15 protein-coding genes are annotated in these 16,845 nt (G+C 63.8%); 10 read left to right on the top strand and 5 right to left on the bottom strand.

All coding sequences use genetic code 11. The annotated features are described in order from the left end of the window. Nucleotides 1–100 precede the first annotated feature (100 nt). The 7 genes from FEZ59_RS15600 to FEZ59_RS15570 all read left to right on the top strand — a co-directional run bounded on the left by FEZ59_RS15600 (nucleotide 101) and on the right by FEZ59_RS15570 (nucleotide 7,491). On the top strand, nucleotides 101–1,483 hold the full coding sequence (locus FEZ59_RS15600; RefSeq protein ID WP_019748444.1) for a hemolysin family protein: 1,383 nt from the start codon (nucleotides 101–103) through the stop codon (nucleotides 1,481–1,483). Continuing rightward, a complete protein-coding gene (locus FEZ59_RS15595) occupies nucleotides 1,476–2,564 on the top strand; it encodes a hemolysin family protein (RefSeq protein WP_003944826.1) in 1,089 nt (362 codons plus the stop codon). The genes FEZ59_RS15600 and FEZ59_RS15595 overlap by 8 nt, the downstream gene beginning before the upstream one ends. 3 nt (nucleotides 2,565–2,567) lie before the next feature. After that, a complete protein-coding gene (locus FEZ59_RS15590) occupies nucleotides 2,568–3,446 on the top strand; it encodes a 3-methyladenine DNA glycosylase (protein WP_172932858.1) in 879 nt (292 codons plus the stop codon). A gap of 18 nt (nucleotides 3,447–3,464) precedes the next feature. After that, nucleotides 3,465–4,778: a CoA transferase gene (locus FEZ59_RS15585; RefSeq protein WP_172932857.1), complete on the top strand. Its 1,314-nt coding sequence runs from the start codon at nucleotides 3,465–3,467 to the stop codon at nucleotides 4,776–4,778. Between the two features lie 31 nt (nucleotides 4,779–4,809). Continuing rightward, complete coding sequence (locus FEZ59_RS15580; protein WP_019748441.1) at nucleotides 4,810–5,286, top strand: OsmC family protein; 477 nt, start codon at nucleotides 4,810–4,812, stop codon at nucleotides 5,284–5,286. Continuing rightward, complete coding sequence (locus FEZ59_RS15575) at nucleotides 5,279–6,313, top strand: nucleoside hydrolase (RefSeq protein ID WP_172932856.1); 1,035 nt, start codon at nucleotides 5,279–5,281, stop codon at nucleotides 6,311–6,313. Before FEZ59_RS15580 ends, FEZ59_RS15575 begins: the two co-directional genes overlap by 8 nt. A gap of 230 nt (nucleotides 6,314–6,543) precedes the next feature. Then, entirely contained in the window at nucleotides 6,544–7,491 is a 948-nt protein-coding gene (locus tag FEZ59_RS15570; RefSeq protein WP_019748438.1) for a sulfite exporter TauE/SafE family protein, read from the top strand. 61 nt (nucleotides 7,492–7,552) lie between these two features. On the opposite strand, the gene meaB is transcribed toward FEZ59_RS15570, so the two are convergent. The 3 genes from meaB to mutA are packed head-to-tail and all read right to left on the bottom strand — an operon-like array spanning nucleotide 7,553 to nucleotide 12,707. After that, nucleotides 7,553–8,545 carry a methylmalonyl Co-A mutase-associated GTPase MeaB gene (meaB, locus tag FEZ59_RS15565; RefSeq protein ID WP_003945003.1) on the bottom strand — a complete coding sequence of 331 codons (993 nt, stop codon included), beginning with the start codon at nucleotides 8,543–8,545 and terminating at the stop codon, nucleotides 7,553–7,555. 17 nt (nucleotides 8,546–8,562) lie between these two features. Continuing rightward, nucleotides 8,563–10,815 carry a methylmalonyl-CoA mutase gene (gene scpA / locus FEZ59_RS15560; RefSeq protein ID WP_019748436.1) on the bottom strand — a complete coding sequence of 751 codons (2,253 nt, stop codon included), beginning with the start codon at nucleotides 10,813–10,815 and terminating at the stop codon, nucleotides 8,563–8,565. Next, a complete protein-coding gene (gene mutA, locus FEZ59_RS15555) occupies nucleotides 10,812–12,707 on the bottom strand; it encodes a methylmalonyl-CoA mutase small subunit (protein ID WP_172932855.1) in 1,896 nt (631 codons plus the stop codon). Before mutA ends, scpA begins: the two co-directional genes overlap by 4 nt. 423 nt (nucleotides 12,708–13,130) lie before the next feature. Between mutA and FEZ59_RS15550 the strand changes: the two genes are divergently transcribed. Genes FEZ59_RS15550 through FEZ59_RS15540 form a run of 3 tightly spaced genes read left to right on the top strand, consistent with a single transcriptional unit; the run spans nucleotide 13,131 to nucleotide 15,055 of the window. Beyond that, a complete protein-coding gene (locus FEZ59_RS15550; protein WP_172932891.1) occupies nucleotides 13,131–13,838 on the top strand; it encodes a TVP38/TMEM64 family protein in 708 nt (235 codons plus the stop codon). A 31-nt stretch (nucleotides 13,839–13,869) separates the two neighbouring features. Further along, nucleotides 13,870–14,466, top strand: coding sequence for a hypothetical protein (locus FEZ59_RS15545; RefSeq protein WP_003944858.1), 597 nt, complete (start codon nucleotides 13,870–13,872; stop codon nucleotides 14,464–14,466). Nucleotides 14,467–14,521: 55 nt separating this feature from the next. Next, nucleotides 14,522–15,055 (top strand): hypothetical protein, encoded by a 534-nt coding sequence (locus tag FEZ59_RS15540; RefSeq protein WP_172932854.1) that lies wholly within the window; start codon nucleotides 14,522–14,524, stop codon nucleotides 15,053–15,055. A gap of 36 nt (nucleotides 15,056–15,091) precedes the next feature. Here the strand turns inward: FEZ59_RS15540 and FEZ59_RS15535 are convergent, their stop codons facing one another. Continuing rightward, nucleotides 15,092–16,375 carry an SPFH domain-containing protein gene (locus FEZ59_RS15535; RefSeq protein WP_003944935.1) on the bottom strand — a complete coding sequence of 428 codons (1,284 nt, stop codon included), beginning with the start codon at nucleotides 16,373–16,375 and terminating at the stop codon, nucleotides 15,092–15,094. Then, on the bottom strand, nucleotides 16,375–16,806 hold the full coding sequence (locus tag FEZ59_RS15530; RefSeq protein WP_019748432.1) for an NfeD family protein: 432 nt from the start codon (nucleotides 16,804–16,806) through the stop codon (nucleotides 16,375–16,377). Before FEZ59_RS15530 ends, FEZ59_RS15535 begins: the two co-directional genes overlap by 1 nt. Nucleotides 16,807–16,845: the final 39 nt, after the last annotated feature.

The raw sequence follows: 16,845 nt of genomic DNA, 5'->3' as shown, positions 1-16,845 counted from the left end.
ATCCGAGGAATCGTCTGATTCCGCTGGTTCGGAGGGCTCCTCTAGCGAGCCGGGAGACAAACCCGGCGGCCCCCGTGCACACCTCAGGTGGCGATGACACATGGACATCGTTTTCACCATTCTCAGCCTGGTCGGCTTCATCGCGCTGACTGCAGGCACCGCCCTTTTCGTGGCGGCCGAATTCTCACTGACCGCGCTCGAACGCAGCACCGTCGACGAAGCTGCTCGTGGCGGCGACCGACGCTCGCGGCAGGTTCAACACGCGCACAAGACTCTCTCGTTCCAGCTCTCCGGTGCTCAGCTGGGCATCACGATCACAACCCTGATCACCGGTTACCTGGCCGAGCCCGTTCTGGCACGGTTCATCACACCGGTCACGAAGGCCGTCGGGCTCAGCGAATCCGCTGCCTCGACAACGTCTTTGATCCTGGCGCTCGTGATTGCGACCTCGTTCTCCATGATCTTCGGTGAGCTCGTACCGAAGAACCTCGCAATCTCCAAGCCGATGCCCACCGCCCGCGCGACTGCGGGCCTGCAAGCGGGCTTCTCGCTGATCTTCCGGTGGGCCATCAACGGCCTCAACGGAACCGCCAACTGGATCGTGCGACGCCTGGGCATCGAACCCGCGGAAGAATTGCGCTCGGCGCGATCACCGCAGGAACTCGGGTCCCTCGTGCGGACGTCCGCGCAGCGCGGGTCAATCGACAAGGGCACGGCGATGCTCGTCGACCGTTCGCTGCAGTTCGGTGACCGCACCGCAGAAGAGCTGATGACTCCGCGAGTGAAGATCGAATCGCTGGAACTCTCGGACACCGTCGCAGACCTGATCGTGACGGCGTCGCGAACTGGCTACTCGCGCTTCCCCGTCGTTCGCGGCGATCTCGACGACACGGTCGGTGTCGTACACATCAAGCACGCTTTCACCGTTCCGGCCGAGCGCAGGCGCACGACGCGCGTCGACAGTCTGGCTCAACGTGTTCCCGTCGTGCCGTCGAGCCTGGACGGAGACACCGTCATGGAGCGGATCCGCTCCGACGGCATGCAGGTCGCTCTTGTCGTCGACGAATACGGCGGAACAGCCGGCATCGTCACGATGGAAGACCTCATCGAGGAAATCGTCGGTGATGTGCGCGACGAACACGACGAACCCGAACTCGACGTACAGCGCGTCGGCGACGGATGGTCGTGCTCCGGCCTGTTGCGCATCGACGAGGTCACCTCGGCAACCGGATACACCGCGCCCGAAGGCGACTACGACACCCTCGGCGGTCTGGTGCTCACCGAACTGGGCCGAATCCCCGACGAGGGTGACGAAGTGGAATTGCCCGACGTCGACTCGTCCGGTGATTCCCGCGGAAAGTGGATCGCCCGAGTGACCAGTATGGACGGCCGTCGTATCGACCGAGTGACCATCACGCCGGTCCCGGCACATGTCGAACCCGAATCCGCAGACGACGACACGAAGGAGTCCGACGATGAATAACCTCTTCGGTGTACTCCTCACCGTCGTGCTGCTCGCCGGTAACGCATTCTTCGTCGGTGCGGAGTTCGCGCTGATCTCCGCACGACGCGACCGCCTCGAGGCACTTGTCGCGCAGGGTAAGAAGCGGGCACTCACGGTCATCAAGGCCGGTGAGAACCTCTCGCTGATGCTTGCGGCAGCTCAGCTGGGCATCACGATCTGCTCGATCCTCCTCGGTAAGGTCGCCGAACCTGCCATTGCGCACCTCCTCGAGGTGCCGATGGAAGCCGTCGGCCTTCCCGACGGATTGCTGCACCCGATTTCGTTTGCGATCGCGCTCTCGCTGGTCGTCGTGCTGCACATCCTGCTCGGCGAGATGGTGCCCAAGAACATCGCGTTGGCGGGCCCCGAGAAGACGGCCATGCTGCTCGTTCCCGTGCATCTGGCGTTCATCAAGATCGCTCGCCCGATCATCGCGTTCTACAACCTCTGCGCCAACGGAGTACTCAAGCTCCTGCGCGTCGAACCCAAGGACGAACTCGACGTCACTGTCTCGGCGGTGGAGTTGTCCGCGATGATCGGTGAATCGCGATCCGAGGGTCTGATCGACGCCGAAGAACACCGGCGCTTGAAGCAGGCACTCGAATCGACAGATCGCACCGTCTCCGAGGTCCTGATCACCCTCGACAAGGTGCGGACCATTCCCCTCACGCCATCGGGAACAACACTGGGTGAGATCGAGCGTGCGGTCATCGAGACCGGATACTCGCGTTACCCGGTCCGAGCGAGCGACGGATCGCTGGCCGGGTACGTGCACCTCAAGGATGTGCTCGACGAGGTGCTCGACGAAGCTGCCGGGCCGGACACCGTCGTTCCGACATCGGATATCCGCCCGTTGCCCATCGTTCCGCTCAGCACGCCGCTGGCCGAAGCGTTGGCCGGCCTTCGTCGGGCCAGCTCGCACCTCGGCGCAGTCACGGACGCCGACGGAGTCGTGATCGGTATCGTCGCGCTCGAGGATCTGCTCGAGGAGTACGTCGGAACGGTTCGCGACGGCACGCACCGCGGCACAGATGCTGTTCCCGGACAAAGAAACAGCTGATCGATGACACGTTCGGTGCATTCACTCGCACTCGCGCAGAGCGAGTGGACGGCTCGGCGGGCACTTCACCTCGAGGAGGTGGAGAAGCTCGTCGAGCCGCACCGAGCGCGTCGTAGCGCCGGTATCTCTCACCCGGTGCACGACTTCCTCTTCACGTACTACAACTTCAAGCCCGCGCAACTGCGCCGCTGGCACCCCGGGTACGGAGTCGCACTCGAGAACGCCGGCGAATACGCAGCCTTCTCCGGCTACCGCGTCGACGAATCGGGTACCGCGACGGTCGAGTCCGCCGTGCTGGAGCGTCGGCGTCACACAGTCGAATTCGTGTGGAATCTGTTGAATCAGACGTCGGCGCGGCCCGCTGTGCTGGGCTGTTTCGGCCTCCACGAATGGGCGATGGTCTATCGCGGCGGCGAGGACGCGATCCGTCACCAGTCAGTGCCGCTGCGGCTCGGGTTCGCCGGTACCGACGCGGTCGTCGAATCCCTGCCACTCAAATGCACGCACTACGACGCGTTCCGGTTCTTCACACCGGACGCGGCCCCCAAGAACTCGCTCCCGCTTGCACGCGAAACTCAGATCGATCACGAACAGCCGGGCTGCCTGCACGCAGGTATGGATCTGTACAAGTGGAGCTTCAAGTTGTTGCCACTCGTGGATTCCGATCTGGTGATGCGGTGCTTCGAACACGCGCTCCTGGCCCGTGAACTCGACATGCGCGCGAGCCCATACGACCTCGCCGAGTACGGGTACTCCCCCATTCGTATCGAAACTCCCGCGGGCCGCGCCGAATACGTGCGTCAGCAACAACAGTTGGCGGATCGTGCTGCGCCGCTCCGCGATACGCTGGCAGAGAAGTGCCGGGAGCTTCTCGGCCACTGAACTGCCGAAAGGCGCCACATGGATCACGGGTACGGGTTCTATCTCGACGAATACCAACGTGACGTCGGGGTGCACACCGACGACCGACGCGGCCACATCGAATGCCCGGACTCGGCGGGCTTCCTTGCGGCGCACTTGCCGGTGTTCGACCTCGCTGCAGGCTCAGTCGCGGCCTTCGCCTCGGCAATTCATCGGTCAACCAGCCCGGGCGACGGACACTGGACCCTCGATCCCGAGCGCATCGCCGCGTCCTTCTCGAGCGATCGACTGTTCCGGATCGGCGGCGAACCGATCAACGGATTCTCCGAATACTCGGGGTTCTTTGCCGCCCGCGACGGTTGGGTCCGCACGCACGGCAACTATCCACACCATCGCGACCGCCTGCTCGCCATCCTCGAACTCGACCATGGATCACCTAAAGATGCAGTGGCGCAACGGATATCCGAACTCAGCGCCATCGAGATCGAGCAGCAGGCCGCCGAGATCGGCGCCATCGCGGTCCGTGTTCGTACCGAGACCGAGTGGCGCCTGAGTGAGCAGTGCGCAGCTGCGAGGTCTGAGCCTCTGGTATCCATCCGAGTACGCGACGAGGGAAAACCCCGCACGCATCCGACGCGCCCACGTGTTCTCGACCTGACCCGCGTCATCGCCGGCCCGGTCGCGACCCGTGCCCTCGCGCTGGTCGGCGCTGACGTTCTGCGGATGGACCCTCCGGCGATCCCCGAGATCGGATGGCAGCACCTCGACAGTGGCCAGGGCAAGCGGTCGGCGCTTCTCGACCTGAAGTCCTCGGCGGAAGCGGCAGCATTCCGCGAACTCCTCGACACCGCAGACGTACTGGTCACCGGCTACCGTCCGGGCGCACTCGAAGCACTCATCGGGCAGGATCTTCCCGCCCACCTGATTCACGGGCGCGTCAGCGCATGGGGATGGGAAGGTCCGTGGGCGAATCGCCGCGGCTTCGACAGCATCGTGCAGGCCGCATCCGGTATCTCGTTCCTCGAGGGCGGCGAGAAACCGGGCGCACTTCCAGCGCAGGCCCTCGACCACTCGACCGGATACTTCTTGGCAGCTGGGATCCTCGACGCGTTGACGCTGCGCTCGCACGACGGCCGTGGCCGCGATGTCGACGTGTCATTGGCCAGCACCGGCGCCCGTCTTCTCGACGCACCCGGCCGAACCGTCCATCCCGGTCTACCGACCGCTCCCGGCCTGAATGTTGTTGTCAACCATGCCGACGTGACCACCGCACGACCCGCGCTGGCAGAGTTCGAGGACTACCCCGAACCATCCCATCCGTGGGGATCGGATCGGGCGGAGTGGGCACACTGAGGGACCGGCACATTCAGGGCAAGATGGACCTGTGAAGTCACATACCTACACACTCGACCTTCAGTGGACGGGCGATCTGGGAACCGGAACGTCCAGCACGCAGGGATATTCGCGCAATCATGCAATATCCGCGGTCGGAAAGCCGGAACTTCTCGGCAGCTCCGATCCCTCGTTCCGCGGTGACGCGCAGCGATGGAACCCCGAGGAACTGCTCGTTGCCTCCCTCGCCCAATGCCACATGCTCTGGTACCTCGGTCTGGCAGCTGCCGCTGGGGTCGTCGTTCTCGACTACAGCGATCAGCCGGTCGGCAGCATGATCGAGGAATCCGATGGCGGCGGCCAGTTCATCGAAGTGACGTTGAATCCGACGGTATTGGTCGCGGAGGCGTCGATGGTCGAGAAGGCCGAGGAGCTTCACGGCCCCGCACACACGAAGTGCTTCATCGCTCGGTCGGTCAACTTCCCTGTCCTGCATTCACCGACGATCCTGGTGGCCACCGATGAGTGATACGCACAAGCTCATCGTCGACGTCGACACCGGCATCGACGACTCGTTGGCGCTTCTCTATCTCCTTGCCAGCCCCGAAGCCGAGATTCTGGGGATTGCGAGCACCGCCGGCAACGTTCCGGTGGAACAGGTCGCGGCCAACAACTTGAACTGGCTTGCGCTCTGCGGCGCCCCGGACATCGAGGTTGCACTCGGCGCCCGCGAGCCACTGGTCATCCCGTTGCGCACCACCGAGGAGACTCACGGTCCGCAAGGGATCGGCCATGCCGTCCTCCCCGATTCGGGTCGCAAGCGCTCGGTCCGAACCGCCACCGACCTCTGGGTGGATCTCGTCCGGGAGTACCCCGGACAACTCACAGGAGTGGTGACGGGGCCGCTCACCAACCTTGCGCTGGCGATCAGACGTGAACCCGATCTGCCGTCTCTGCTGAAGCGACTGGTCGTGATGGGTGGGTCGTTCAACTATCCGGGCAACACGACGCCGACCGCGGAGTGGAACGTCTCGGTGGATCCGCACGCCGCCAAGGAGGTGTTCGACGCGTTCTCCGTCGTACCCGCGCACCGGCGCCCGATCATCTGCGGCCTCAACGTCACCGAATCCATCGAGATGTTCCCCGAACATGTGCGTCGGCTCGCCGACGCTGCCGGGAGCACTCCGGAAGAGATCATCTCGCCTGACGACGGCCCCGACGTCCGCAGTTCCGCGTCCAACAGCGTGATCAGGCATATGTCCGACGCGATCCGGTTCTACATGGAATTCCATCGTGAATACGACCAGGGCTTTCTTGCTCACATGCATGATCCCTTTGCTGCTGCCGTCGCGCTCGATCCGAGCTTGGCGACGCTGAAGCCGGCAACGGTAGATGTCGAAACCGAGAGTCCACTGCTGATCGGAACGACGGTCGCGGACTGGGTCGGGCACTGGAAGCGTGAGCCCAACGCGGATATCGCGGTCGGCACCGATCCGGCGGAATTCTTTGATCGACTTGTCCACCGAGTGGGAAATTACGCCCGCGTCGTCGGTTGACCGAGCCGGGCACCGGCTATGCTCGCATGGACAGAACACCAACGAACGAGAACAAAGGACCTGACGTGCAGATTTCCAGCCACGATGCCTCCCCGGCATTTGCGCTCGGATTGATGGCGTTCTGGCCCACTCGTCGTAGCGCATGCTTCGATCAGGCGTGTTGCTGAGCGGCGATTCTCGCTGCCTGCACCCCTGACTTTGTCGCTTCTTCGCTCGGAGTCTGTCTTCTCATGTTCAACCTTCTTTTGTTCACCCTTGTCGGCGTCGGCGCCCAGCTCGTCGACGGCGCCCTCGGTATGGCCTTCGGTGTCACCGCAACCACTCTGTTGATGATCGGTGGCCTCGGTCCGGCTCAGGCCAGCGCCGCTGTTCACCTGGCCGAGGTCGGCACCACCCTCGCTTCGGGTGTGTCGCATTGGAAGTTCAAGAACATCGACTGGAAGCTCGTCGCCAAGCTCGGTGTGCCCGGCGCAGTCGGTGCATTCATCGGCGCAACCGTGCTATCGGGTCTGTCCACCGAAGCGGCAGTCCCCATCACGGCGACGATCCTGCTGGCCATCGGTATCTATGTGGCACTTCGCTTCTCAGTCCGCCCACCGGCCGTCGCGGACGCTCGCACCACCCCGCACACTGCACGTTTCCTGTCCCCACTCGGCCTGTTCGGTGGTTTCATCGATGCATCCGGCGGTGGTGGTTGGGGTCCGATCACCACCAGCACGCTGCTCTCGCGGGGCAAGACCGCGCCGCGCACCGTGATCGGCTCGGTCAGCGCCTCGGAGTTTCTGGTCGCCTCAGCCGCGTCGCTGGGATTTCTTGTCGGATTGGGTCGTGAGTCAGCTGGAAACCTCCTCGTTGTCGCCGGTCTCGCGCTCGGCGGTGTCATCGCTGCCCCGTTCGCGGCGTGGCTGGTCAGCCGCGTACCTGCCACCTTGCTCGGAACGGCGGTGGGCGGCGTCATCGTGTTGACCAACGCACAGAAGCTGTTCAAATCCTTCGACATCACCGGGGCGGTCACAGTGGCCGGCTACCTGGCCATTCTCGGCGCGTGGGCAGCGCTGCTGTTCTACGCGTGGAAGCGGTCCACGCTCACCCCAGCCGAGGCAGAAGGCGATTTCACGGGAGTCGAACTCGCTGTCGAGAACGAACTCACCGAGCCTGCGGTCAAACGCGAACGATAGCTCGTCACAGAAGAAATCCCGGGTATCCGCGCTCGGATACCCGGGATTTTGTTTTTTCGCCCTAGTTGCTTCCGTCGAACGCGTCGAGAATTCGCCCCGCCGCCAACGCTGCTGTCAGCGAACCGTCACGCACGCTCTGCTCGACGTCGGCCCGGATCGCACGCACCCGATCGTTGCTCGAGAGCCTGCGTAGCAGCTGATCGTTGACCATCGTCCAGGTCCAATCGACCTGTTGCTTGCGACGCTTCTCCTCGAACTGTCCTGCTTCGGTGAGCACCTCACGGTGTTTGGTGACAGTTCCCCAGAACTCGTCCAGCCCGACACCCTCGAGGCCGCTCATCGTGATGACGGGCGGCTTCCAAATGGCGTCGTGCGGGTAGATCAGGCGAAGCGCTCCGGCCAATTCGCGGGCAGCACCCTTTGCCTCGCGCTCATGCTTTCCATCGGCCTTGTTGACCGCCACCAGATCTGCGAGCTCGAGGACACCCTTCTTGATGCCCTGGAGCTGATCACCGGTACGAGCGAGGGTCAGGAACGTAAAGCAGTCCACCATGTTGGCAACAGTGACTTCGGACTGGCCGACACCCACTGTCTCCACCAGGATGACGTCGAAACCGGCAGCTTCGAGAAGCACGATGGTCTCGCGGGTTGCCTTGGCAACACCACCGAGCGTGCCGGACGTCGGTGACGGCCGGATGTACGCATTCGGTTCGACGGTGAGCCGAGCCATGCGTGTCTTGTCGCCGAGAATCGAGCCGCCGGTGCGGGTGGACGACGGATCGACCGCCAACACCGCAACCCGATGCCCCTTGCCCAGCAAGTACATTCCGAGCGCGTCGATGAAGGTCGACTTGCCGACGCCGGGAACGCCGGTGATGCCGATCCGGTGCGCTCCCCCGGCCTCGGGCAGCAACTTCAGTAGAAGCTGCTGCGCAAGGGCCCGGTGGTCGTCGCGAGTGGACTCGACGAGGGTGATCGCCCGAGCGAGGCCGGCACGCTGATTCCCGCGTACCGCCTCGGCGAGGGAATCAATGTCGATGGGCTGACGTGCCATCTTCAGTGACCCCCTTCTCAGCTGTGGTCGTGACCCAGTTGGGCGGAGAGCTTCTCCAACAATCCGCTGGCAGCGTCGGCGATGACGGTTCCGGGCGGGAAGATGGCAGCAGCGCCGGCCTCGTAGAGTTCGTCGAAGTCACCGGGCGGAATGACGCCGCCGACGACGATCATGATGTCGGGGCGACCGGCCGCAGCCAGAGCCTCCCGCAGCGCCGGCACCAAGGTGAGGTGACCGGCTGCCAACGACGACACACCGACTACGTGGACGTCGTTGTCGGCCGCCTGATTGGCGACCTCTTCGGGGGTCTGGAACAGCGGTCCGACGTCGACGTCGAATCCGATGTCCGCGAAGGCCGTGGAGATGACCTTCTGGCCACGGTCGTGACCGTCCTGGCCCATCTTCGCGACGAGAATACGGGGACGACGTCCCTCGTCCTCGGCGAACTTCTCGACCAGTTCCATCGCCTTGCTGATGTTGCTCACCGTTCCTGCCTCGTCGCGGTACACACCACTGATGGTGCGGATCTCGGCCTGGTGGCGTCCGTACACCTTTTCGAGGGCGTCGGAAATCTCGCCGACGGTAGCCATCGCGCGGGCGGCGACAACAGCGAGGGCGAGGAGGTTGTTCTCCATGCCGCCTTCGGTGGATGCGGCAGCGCGGGTGAGGTTCGCGAGTGCGGCCTCGACGGCTTCCGGATCACGTTCTGCGCGAAGGCGAACCAGCTTCTCGAGCTGTTCCTTGCGGACCTTGGAGTTCTCGACCTTGAGAACTTCGATGGTGTCGACCTCGTCGGGAACGTACTTGTTGACGCCGACGAGCGGCTGCCGACCGGAGTCGATGCGTGCCTGGGTGCGGGCGGCAGCTTCCTCGATGCGCAGCTTCGGGATGCCTTCGTTGATGGCCTGAGCCATTCCGCCGGCTTCCTCGACCTCTTCGATGTGCTTACGAGCCCGGTTGGCGAGTTCGTTGGTGAGCCACTCGACGTAGTACGAGCCGCCCCACGGGTCGATGGGACGCACGGTGCCGGATTCCTGCTGCAGCAGCAACTGGGTGTTACGGGCGATGCGGGCGGAGAAGTCCGTCGGCAGTGCGATGGCCTCGTCGAGTGCGTTGGTGTGCAGCGACTGAGTGTGGCCCTGGGTGGCAGCCATGGCTTCGACGCAGGTACGCGGAACGTTGTTGAAGACGTCCTGCGCGGTCAGAGACCAGCCCGAGGTCTGCGAGTGGGTACGCAGCGAGAGCGACTTCGCGCTCTTGGGATCGAACTTGGCAACAAGCTCGGCCCACAGGAGGCGTCCGGCGCGGAGCTTGGCGACCTCCATGAAGAAGTTCATGCCGATGGCCCAGAAGAAGGACAGGCGAGGTGCGAACTTGTCGATGTCCATACCGGCGTCGAGGCCGGCGCGGATGTACTCGACGCCGTCCGCAAGGGTGTACGCCAGTTCCAGATCGGCCGTCGCTCCGGCTTCCTGGATGTGGTAGCCCGAGATGGAGATGGAGTTGTACTTCGGCATTTCCGCGCTGGAGTACGCGAAGATGTCCGAGATGATCCGCATCGAGGGCTTGGGCGGATAGATGTAGGTGTTACGAACCATGAACTCTTTGAGGATGTCGTTCTGGATCGTTCCGGCCAGCTTGTCCGGGGTGACGCCTTGCTCGCCTGCCGCGGCGACGTACAGCGCGAGAATCGGGAGCACAGCGCCGTTCATCGTCATCGAGACCGACACCTGCGAGAGGTCGATTCCGTCGAAGAGCTGACGCATGTCGAGGATGGAATCGATTGCGACACCGGCCATTCCGACGTCACCCGCAACGCGAGGATGATCGGAGTCGTAGCCGCGGTGTGTAGCGAGGTCGAAGGCAACCGAGAGGCCCTTCTGACCGGCCGCGAGGTTACGACGATAGAACGCATTCGACTCCGCGGCAGTGGAGAATCCGGCGTACTGGCGAATGGTCCACGGCTGGTTCACGTACATGGTCGGGTACGGACCACGCAGGAACGGCGCTGCGCCAGGGAAGCTGTCGAGCGGGTAACCGGACTCGGCGGCGGCCGTGCGGTCCGCACCGGTGTACACCGGCTTGACGTCGATGCCTTCCGGGGTGGACCAGACAACCTGCTCGGCGGCGTAGTTGTTGGCGTTTGCGCCCTCTTCGATGAGCGCCTGTGCCTGCTCGACCGACGGCGGTGTGGGTGCCGGAGACTGCGGGTCCTCGAGTGGGACCTCGGCGAAACTGCCGATCACGTGCTTGACCTCTCGTGTCGTCACTTGGAGCTTCCCGTCTCGATGAAGTCGAGCAGTTCGGTCAGAGCCGACACTGCGTCGATGCGGGCTGTGAGGAATCCGTCCGGGCGAGACTCGCCGGTCGCGTCGGCGACTGCCTTTTCCGGTCCTGCGAGCAGCACCTTGGTGATGCCGGCAGCGCGAAGTTCGGCGACGGCCGCTGCGGCGCTCTCGCCGTAGCGCTTGTCCGTGCCGCACAGCACCGCGACGGTGACACCGGAAGCCTTGACGGCTGCGGAGATGGCTTCTGCGCCTACCTCGAGGGGGCCGGGGTTGACTGCGTCGATACCACCCGAAGCGAGCAGGTTGGACGCAAACGTGGTGCGCACGTTGTGTTCTGCAACCGAGCCCAGCGGCGCGAGAAGCGCAGTGGGACGGGCGCCGCCGGCGGCGAGGAACGCGTCCGAACGGTCACGAAGCGCTTCGAATGCAGCTGCGTAGCGGGCGACGGACTGGCCGGGCTCGACGGCTTCGGCGGACAGCGGCGTTTCGCCGAGGTTCGGGAACTCGTTGACACCGGTGACCGTGGTCTTACGGTGTGCGATGTCGGAGTCGCGCTTGGCCTTCGTGGCAGCGATACGACCGGAGACGATTCCCGCTTCGAGTGCCGCCAGATATCCGCCGGCTGCTTCGATTTCCTGGAAGAACTCCCACGCGGTGGCGGCGATCTGCTGCGTCAGGTCCTCGACGTACCAGGAGCCCGCCGACGGATCGAGCACGCGGCCCAGGTGCGACTCCTCGAGGAGAAGCAACTGCGTGTTGCGCGCGATGCGCGAGGAGAAGGACTTGCTGACACCGAGGGTGCCGTCGGCCAGGGCGACGTCGAACGGAAGAACAGTCACTGCATCTGCTCCGCCGACGCCGGCGCCGAATGCGGCGAGGGTCGTGCGCAGCATGTTCACCCAGGGATCACGCTGAGCCATCATCGCGGCGGAGGTGACTGCGTGCTGCGGCGCTCCACCGAAGTCGGAAGCTCCACAGACCTGAGCGATGCGGGCCCACACGAGACGTGCGGCGCGGAACTTCGCGATGGTCTGGAACTGATCGTCGGTTGCCGAGTAGCGGAAAGCCAACTGCGACAACGCAGCACCGATGGTCAGACCGCTCTCTGCGGTGAGTGCGCGGAGGTATTCGAGTCCGGCGGCAATCGCGGCTCCGAGTTCCTCGGCGTCGCCGGCACCCGCGTTGTGGAAGGCCGTGCCGTCGACGGTGATCGCGTGCACGGTTTCCGCGCGAGCTGCAGCGAGGGCGGCCAACTCGACGGCGCCTGCAAATTCGACGTCGGCTGCGCCGGAGAACGAACTGGTCAGCGGCGCTGCACCGAGGTGAACTCGGATACTGCTGCGATCACTGACGCCGTCGCCGGCTTCGCCGTGAGCATCGAGGAGAGAGAAGAGTGCGCGGGCTGCATCGTTCACCTCGGCGCCTGCGTCGAGCGTGAGCGGTGCGAGGTCGAGAAGAACGCCCTCGAGCGCAGCGGCGAGGCCGGTGACCGGAACGCCGTCGGCGCCCACCTTCAACCAGAGTGCGCTGACTCCGTTTTCGAGGGCGTCCAGGATGGCGCGATTAGTCTCGGCCGCCGAAGCGGTTCCGAATGCAGCGGAAACCAACCAACCGGCATTGACATCACGGTGAGCGTCGACGCCACGCACGTACGGAAACGTGCCCGGCAAGCTCTGCTCGGGACGCTCGTCGCGTGGGCTGTAGAGCGGTGCGACAGTGACACCGTCGTAGGTGACGGTTTCGAGCAGTTTCTGTGGCTCGGGGCCCAGCTCTGCCGCATCGACTCTGCGGGACTTGGCGAGCACACCGGCTACGGAGCGCTGCCACTCCGCGTACGCCTGCTCGACAGCCTCGGCTTCTGAAGCTAATGACACTGTGTCCGCTCCCTCTCATTTTTTGCGTGAGCGCTTTACCGATAATCGGATTTGTTCGTTAGTTCTGTGATGCTAACCCGCGGTTGAGCCCAGATATCGTGAGGATCACGTCATGTTCTTCACAGGGCTGTTCGCGGCCACTTTCCGACCGGTCAGACGACGTGCAGATTCGGTCGTTCGTGCACGTGTGACCGGCCCTTACCTAGCGATTGTTCAGCATGTTTACGGGTTACCCGCGAGTTCGTTTCACTGGCCGGGACTACAGGTGAAGGCCACTCCGAAAGCCTAGTGGTTTTCGTCACAGCACCGTTTCATTGTCGCCTGGAGCACGTCACTTTCCCGCCCCCGTGGCGATGTTCGACTCACGATTGCGGGTCGGCAGTCGGCCCGGTTCACCGTTCGCAGGTAGCCTTGTGACCTGTGATGGGACGCCTGCTGGACCGAAGATTGATCGCAATAGTCCTGGTAGTGCTCGCTTTGTTCCTCGCAGCCCTCCTCGCCCCACATCCCACGGTGTCCCAGGTGCGAGAGTGGGCGAACTCGGTTGGCCCGGCGTTTCCCCTCGTGTTCTTCCTGGTTCATTCGATAGTCACCGTCGCGCCGTTCCCGCGCACCGTCTTCACCCTCAGTGCGGGGGTTCTTTTCGGCTCGGTGACCGGCATCGCCCTTACCGTGGCGGCAACGACTGTGAGCGCCGTTCTGGCCCTCTACCTGGTCCGCGCCATCGGCCGTGACGTCGTGTGGCAACGGATTTCGAGTCCGACGATCCGGCGGGTGGACGAGCGGATCGAAAAGCGGGGGTGGCTGGCCGTCGGCTCTCTGCGCTTGATCGCGTTTGTCCCCTTCTCGGTGGTGAACTACTGCTGCGGCATTTCGTCGATCCGGATCGTGCCCTACATCCTTGCCACCGTCGTCGGCATCTTGCCCGGCACTGTTGGGATTGTCGTTCTGGGCGATGCGCTCTCCGGCGAAGCCGATCCTCGTCTCCTGATTCTGTCCGGGATCTGCATTGCGATCGGCATCGCCGGTCTGGTGTTCGACGCTCGCCGTCAGCCTTCACCGGGCGAAACCATCGTTGACAACGGTCAACCTCAAGAGGTTGATTTGATTGAGTCAACCCAAAACGATTGACTATTGAAAGTCAACTATCTAGCATTGACTAATGTTCGTACTGACAGTGGATCAGCGAGGTAGCCGACGCGATGTCGACCGCGTCGGGGACATCATCGACGACATGGCCGATCGCAGGCTCCTGCGGCCGTTCGAGCGCACTGCGGGCGACGAGATTCAAGCGGTGACCGACGATCCGGCGCTACTCGTCCTCGTCGCACTCGAGCTGATTCGGCGCGAGCACTGGAGTGTCGGGATCGGGATCGGTCCCGTCGAGCAGCCTCTCCCACGGCAGACCCGGGCCGGACGCGGACCGGCATTCGAAGCTGCTCGGATCGCCGTCGAGCGAGCCAAGCGAGCTCCGGCCAGAATTGCTGTCGAACAGGCGCCGGCCGACAGCTCACGCGACGAACTCGCCGCCGATGTCGATGCCGCGTTCACCTTGCTCGGAACGATTGTCACGAGACAGACGAAGGACGGACGCGAAGCCATCGCTCTGATGGACAGCGGACTCACTCAGGTCAGCGCGGCGGCCCACCTCGGAATCACCAAACAGGCCATGTCCAAGCGACTCCTGACAGCCGGGTGGCACGCAGAACTCGCGGGGCGCAGACTCGCAGAACGACTTTTGGTCAGACTCCAGCCCTAGACTGCTCACGCTCGCACCGGTACAGACTCGTCGACACAGCAGGGGGCTCGAATACATGGTCGTTCTGGCGTTGATCGCGCTCGCCGTCGCCGCCGCGGCACCAGCAGCTGCAGCGGCACTGGGACCGCTCAGTCGTGGTCGACTGGAAGTCCCCGAATGGGCGTCGTCCGTGGTGGCTCTTCCGGCGCTGGGTGTTGCCGCACTGGCATCGACCCGAACGACCCCGGTCACCGGTTTCGCTCTCGGGGCGACGCTTGTCCTGTGCGTACTTGCCGCCGCCACGGCCGGTGCACCGTTGGTACTTGCCACCTTCAAGATCGCTCGTCGCCAACCGGACGGGAGCCCGGCACCGGACGCCGGACCTCTTCGCGGCGGACGTGTGATCGGCATCCTCGAACGGCTCGCGGTGGCGGCGTCGATTCTCGCAACCTGGCCGGAGGGGATCGCGATCGTCTTGGCAGTCAAGGGGCTCGCGCGGTACCCGGAACTTCGCGAACCTCACGCGTCCGAGCAGTTCATCATGGGAACCTTCGTCAGTGTCCTCTGGGCGATCGCTGTATGCGGAACGGGACGGGCACTCATCACGTAGGTGACGAGTGCCCGTCCCGATTACTACGAGAGGCGCCTACCGGCGCTGGCCGCCCTCCGGCGGCTGATCCTGGTAGGGGTACTTCTGCTGGAACTCTTCGCGTTCGGACGGCAGCGGCAGCTGACCGGGCCAAGGATTTTCACTCTGCTGCGGCAGCGCGGGATCTACGAATCCGGGCTGCTCGGGCGCACTTTCACGGAGGTGCCTGACCGCAGCCGCCGGATCTTCGACGGGAGTACGTGCAGCAACTTCAGCGGCGCGGACTGCTTCTGCGATAGCCGGATCGGATTTCGTTTCGAACCACTCCGCGACCTCAGCTGAATCGTCCTCAGGGTTGGGAAGATTCTCTTCGGCGGCCGGCGGCTCGTAACGGAAGACACCGTCCTGCCCCTGCGCGCCAAGCGTTTTCGCAAATCCCTTCAGTGCGTCACCGAAGTCGCTGGGCACGAGCCACACCTTGTTCGCATCGCCTTGCGCCATCTGCGGCAACGTCTGAAGATACTGGTATGCAAGCAATTCCGGAGTCGGCTTACCGGACTTGATAGCAGCAAAAACCTTCTCGATGGCCTTGGCCTCGCCTTGGGCCTGCAAGTACTTGGCCGCGCGGTCACCTTGAGCCCGAAGAATCTGGGACTGACGCTCACCCTCGGCGTTGAGGATCGAGGCCTGCTTGTTGCCCTCGGCGGAAAGAATCTGGCTCTGCTTGGCACCCTCGGCCGTCTTGATAGCGGATTCGCGGTGGCCTTCAGCCGTCAGAATCATCGCGCGCTTCTCGCGGTCCGCCTTCATCTGCTTTTCCATCGACTCCTGGATGGAGGGCGGAGGATCGATGCTCTTGAGTTCGACGCGGGCCACTCGCAGGCCCCAGCGACCGGTCGCCTCGTCGAGGACACCACGAAGCTGACCATTGATGGAATCACGCGAGGTCAGCGTCTCTTCGAGGGTCATTCCGCCGACGACGTTTCGCAGCGTCGTGGTTGTCAACTGCTCGACGGCAGCGATGTAGTTGCTGATCTCGTACACCGCAGCTTGCGGATTGGTGACCTGGAAGTACACCACCGTGTCGATGGACAGTGTCAGGTTGTCCTGGGTGATCACCGGTTGCGGTGGGAAGGAGACCACCCGCTCACGAAGATCCACCTTGGCGCGCACACGATCGGCGAACGGGATCAAGAATGTGAGCTGACCGGACACCGTCTTCGAATACCTACCGAGCCGCTCGATCACCGCGGCTTCTGCCTGCGGTACCAGTGCTACCGACTTCGCGACCACCAAGATCACGAATAGCACCAACACACCGAGCACTATGAGTGCTGCCATTAAGGTCCCCTCCAGACGACTGCTGTTGCGCCGTTGATTTCCATCACCGTCACCTTGGTGCCCGGCGGGTACACCTCGGTGGTGTCGTACGGCCTGGCAGTCCACACCTCGCCGTTCAACTTGACCTGCCCGGAATGCTCGCCCACTTCTTCCAGAACCAGAGCGTGTTTACCTTCGAGTGCCTGAATTCCGGTCGGGGTCGGTGGCGGACTACCGAAGCGACGCAACATGATCGGTCGCACACCCAGGACGAGGGCGGCGGAGAACACTCCGAACATGACGGCGTCGACCCACACCGGGAAGTCGGTGACAGCACTGACACCGGCAGTAGCGAGCGCCCCACCGGCGAGCATCAGCAGGAAGAAATCCCCCACCAGCGCTTCGGCCCCGGCGAGCACCAGTGCTCCGATCAGCCAAATAAGTGCAGCCACAACACCATCTAACCAGAATGTGTGACCCAGGCCGCCGCT

This window comes from Rhodococcus sp. MS13 (genome assembly GCF_013277835.1).
GTDB classification, from domain to species: Bacteria; Actinomycetota; Actinomycetes; order Mycobacteriales; family Mycobacteriaceae; genus Rhodococcus_F; species Rhodococcus_F erythropolis.
Note: the sequence above shows the minus strand (reverse complement) of the source record. Positions and strands in the feature narration are given on the sequence as shown.

Bases quoted from the DNA above. Each gene is read 5' to 3' on its own strand.
- FEZ59_RS15600 (WP_019748444.1), top strand. From the start codon at position 101: ATGGACATCGTTTTCACCATTCTCAGCCTGGTCGGCTTCATCGCGCTG.
- FEZ59_RS15595 (WP_003944826.1), top strand. From the start codon at position 1,476: ATGAATAACCTCTTCGGTGTACTCCTCACCGTCGTGCTGCTCGCCGGT.
- FEZ59_RS15590 (WP_172932858.1), top strand. From the start codon at position 2,568: ATGACACGTTCGGTGCATTCACTCGCACTCGCGCAGAGCGAGTGGACG.
- FEZ59_RS15585 (WP_172932857.1), top strand. From the start codon at position 3,465: ATGGATCACGGGTACGGGTTCTATCTCGACGAATACCAACGTGACGTC.
- FEZ59_RS15575 (WP_172932856.1), top strand. From the start codon at position 5,279: ATGAGTGATACGCACAAGCTCATCGTCGACGTCGACACCGGCATCGAC.
- FEZ59_RS15570 (WP_019748438.1), top strand. From the start codon at position 6,544: ATGTTCAACCTTCTTTTGTTCACCCTTGTCGGCGTCGGCGCCCAGCTC.
- meaB (WP_003945003.1), bottom strand. From the start codon at position 8,545: ATGGCACGTCAGCCCATCGACATTGATTCCCTCGCCGAGGCGGTACGC.
- FEZ59_RS15550 (WP_172932891.1), top strand. From the start codon at position 13,131: ATGGGACGCCTGCTGGACCGAAGATTGATCGCAATAGTCCTGGTAGTG.
- FEZ59_RS15545 (WP_003944858.1), top strand. From the start codon at position 13,870: ATGTTCGTACTGACAGTGGATCAGCGAGGTAGCCGACGCGATGTCGAC.
- FEZ59_RS15540 (WP_172932854.1), top strand. From the start codon at position 14,522: ATGGTCGTTCTGGCGTTGATCGCGCTCGCCGTCGCCGCCGCGGCACCA.
- FEZ59_RS15535 (WP_003944935.1), bottom strand. From the start codon at position 16,375: ATGGCAGCACTCATAGTGCTCGGTGTGTTGGTGCTATTCGTGATCTTG.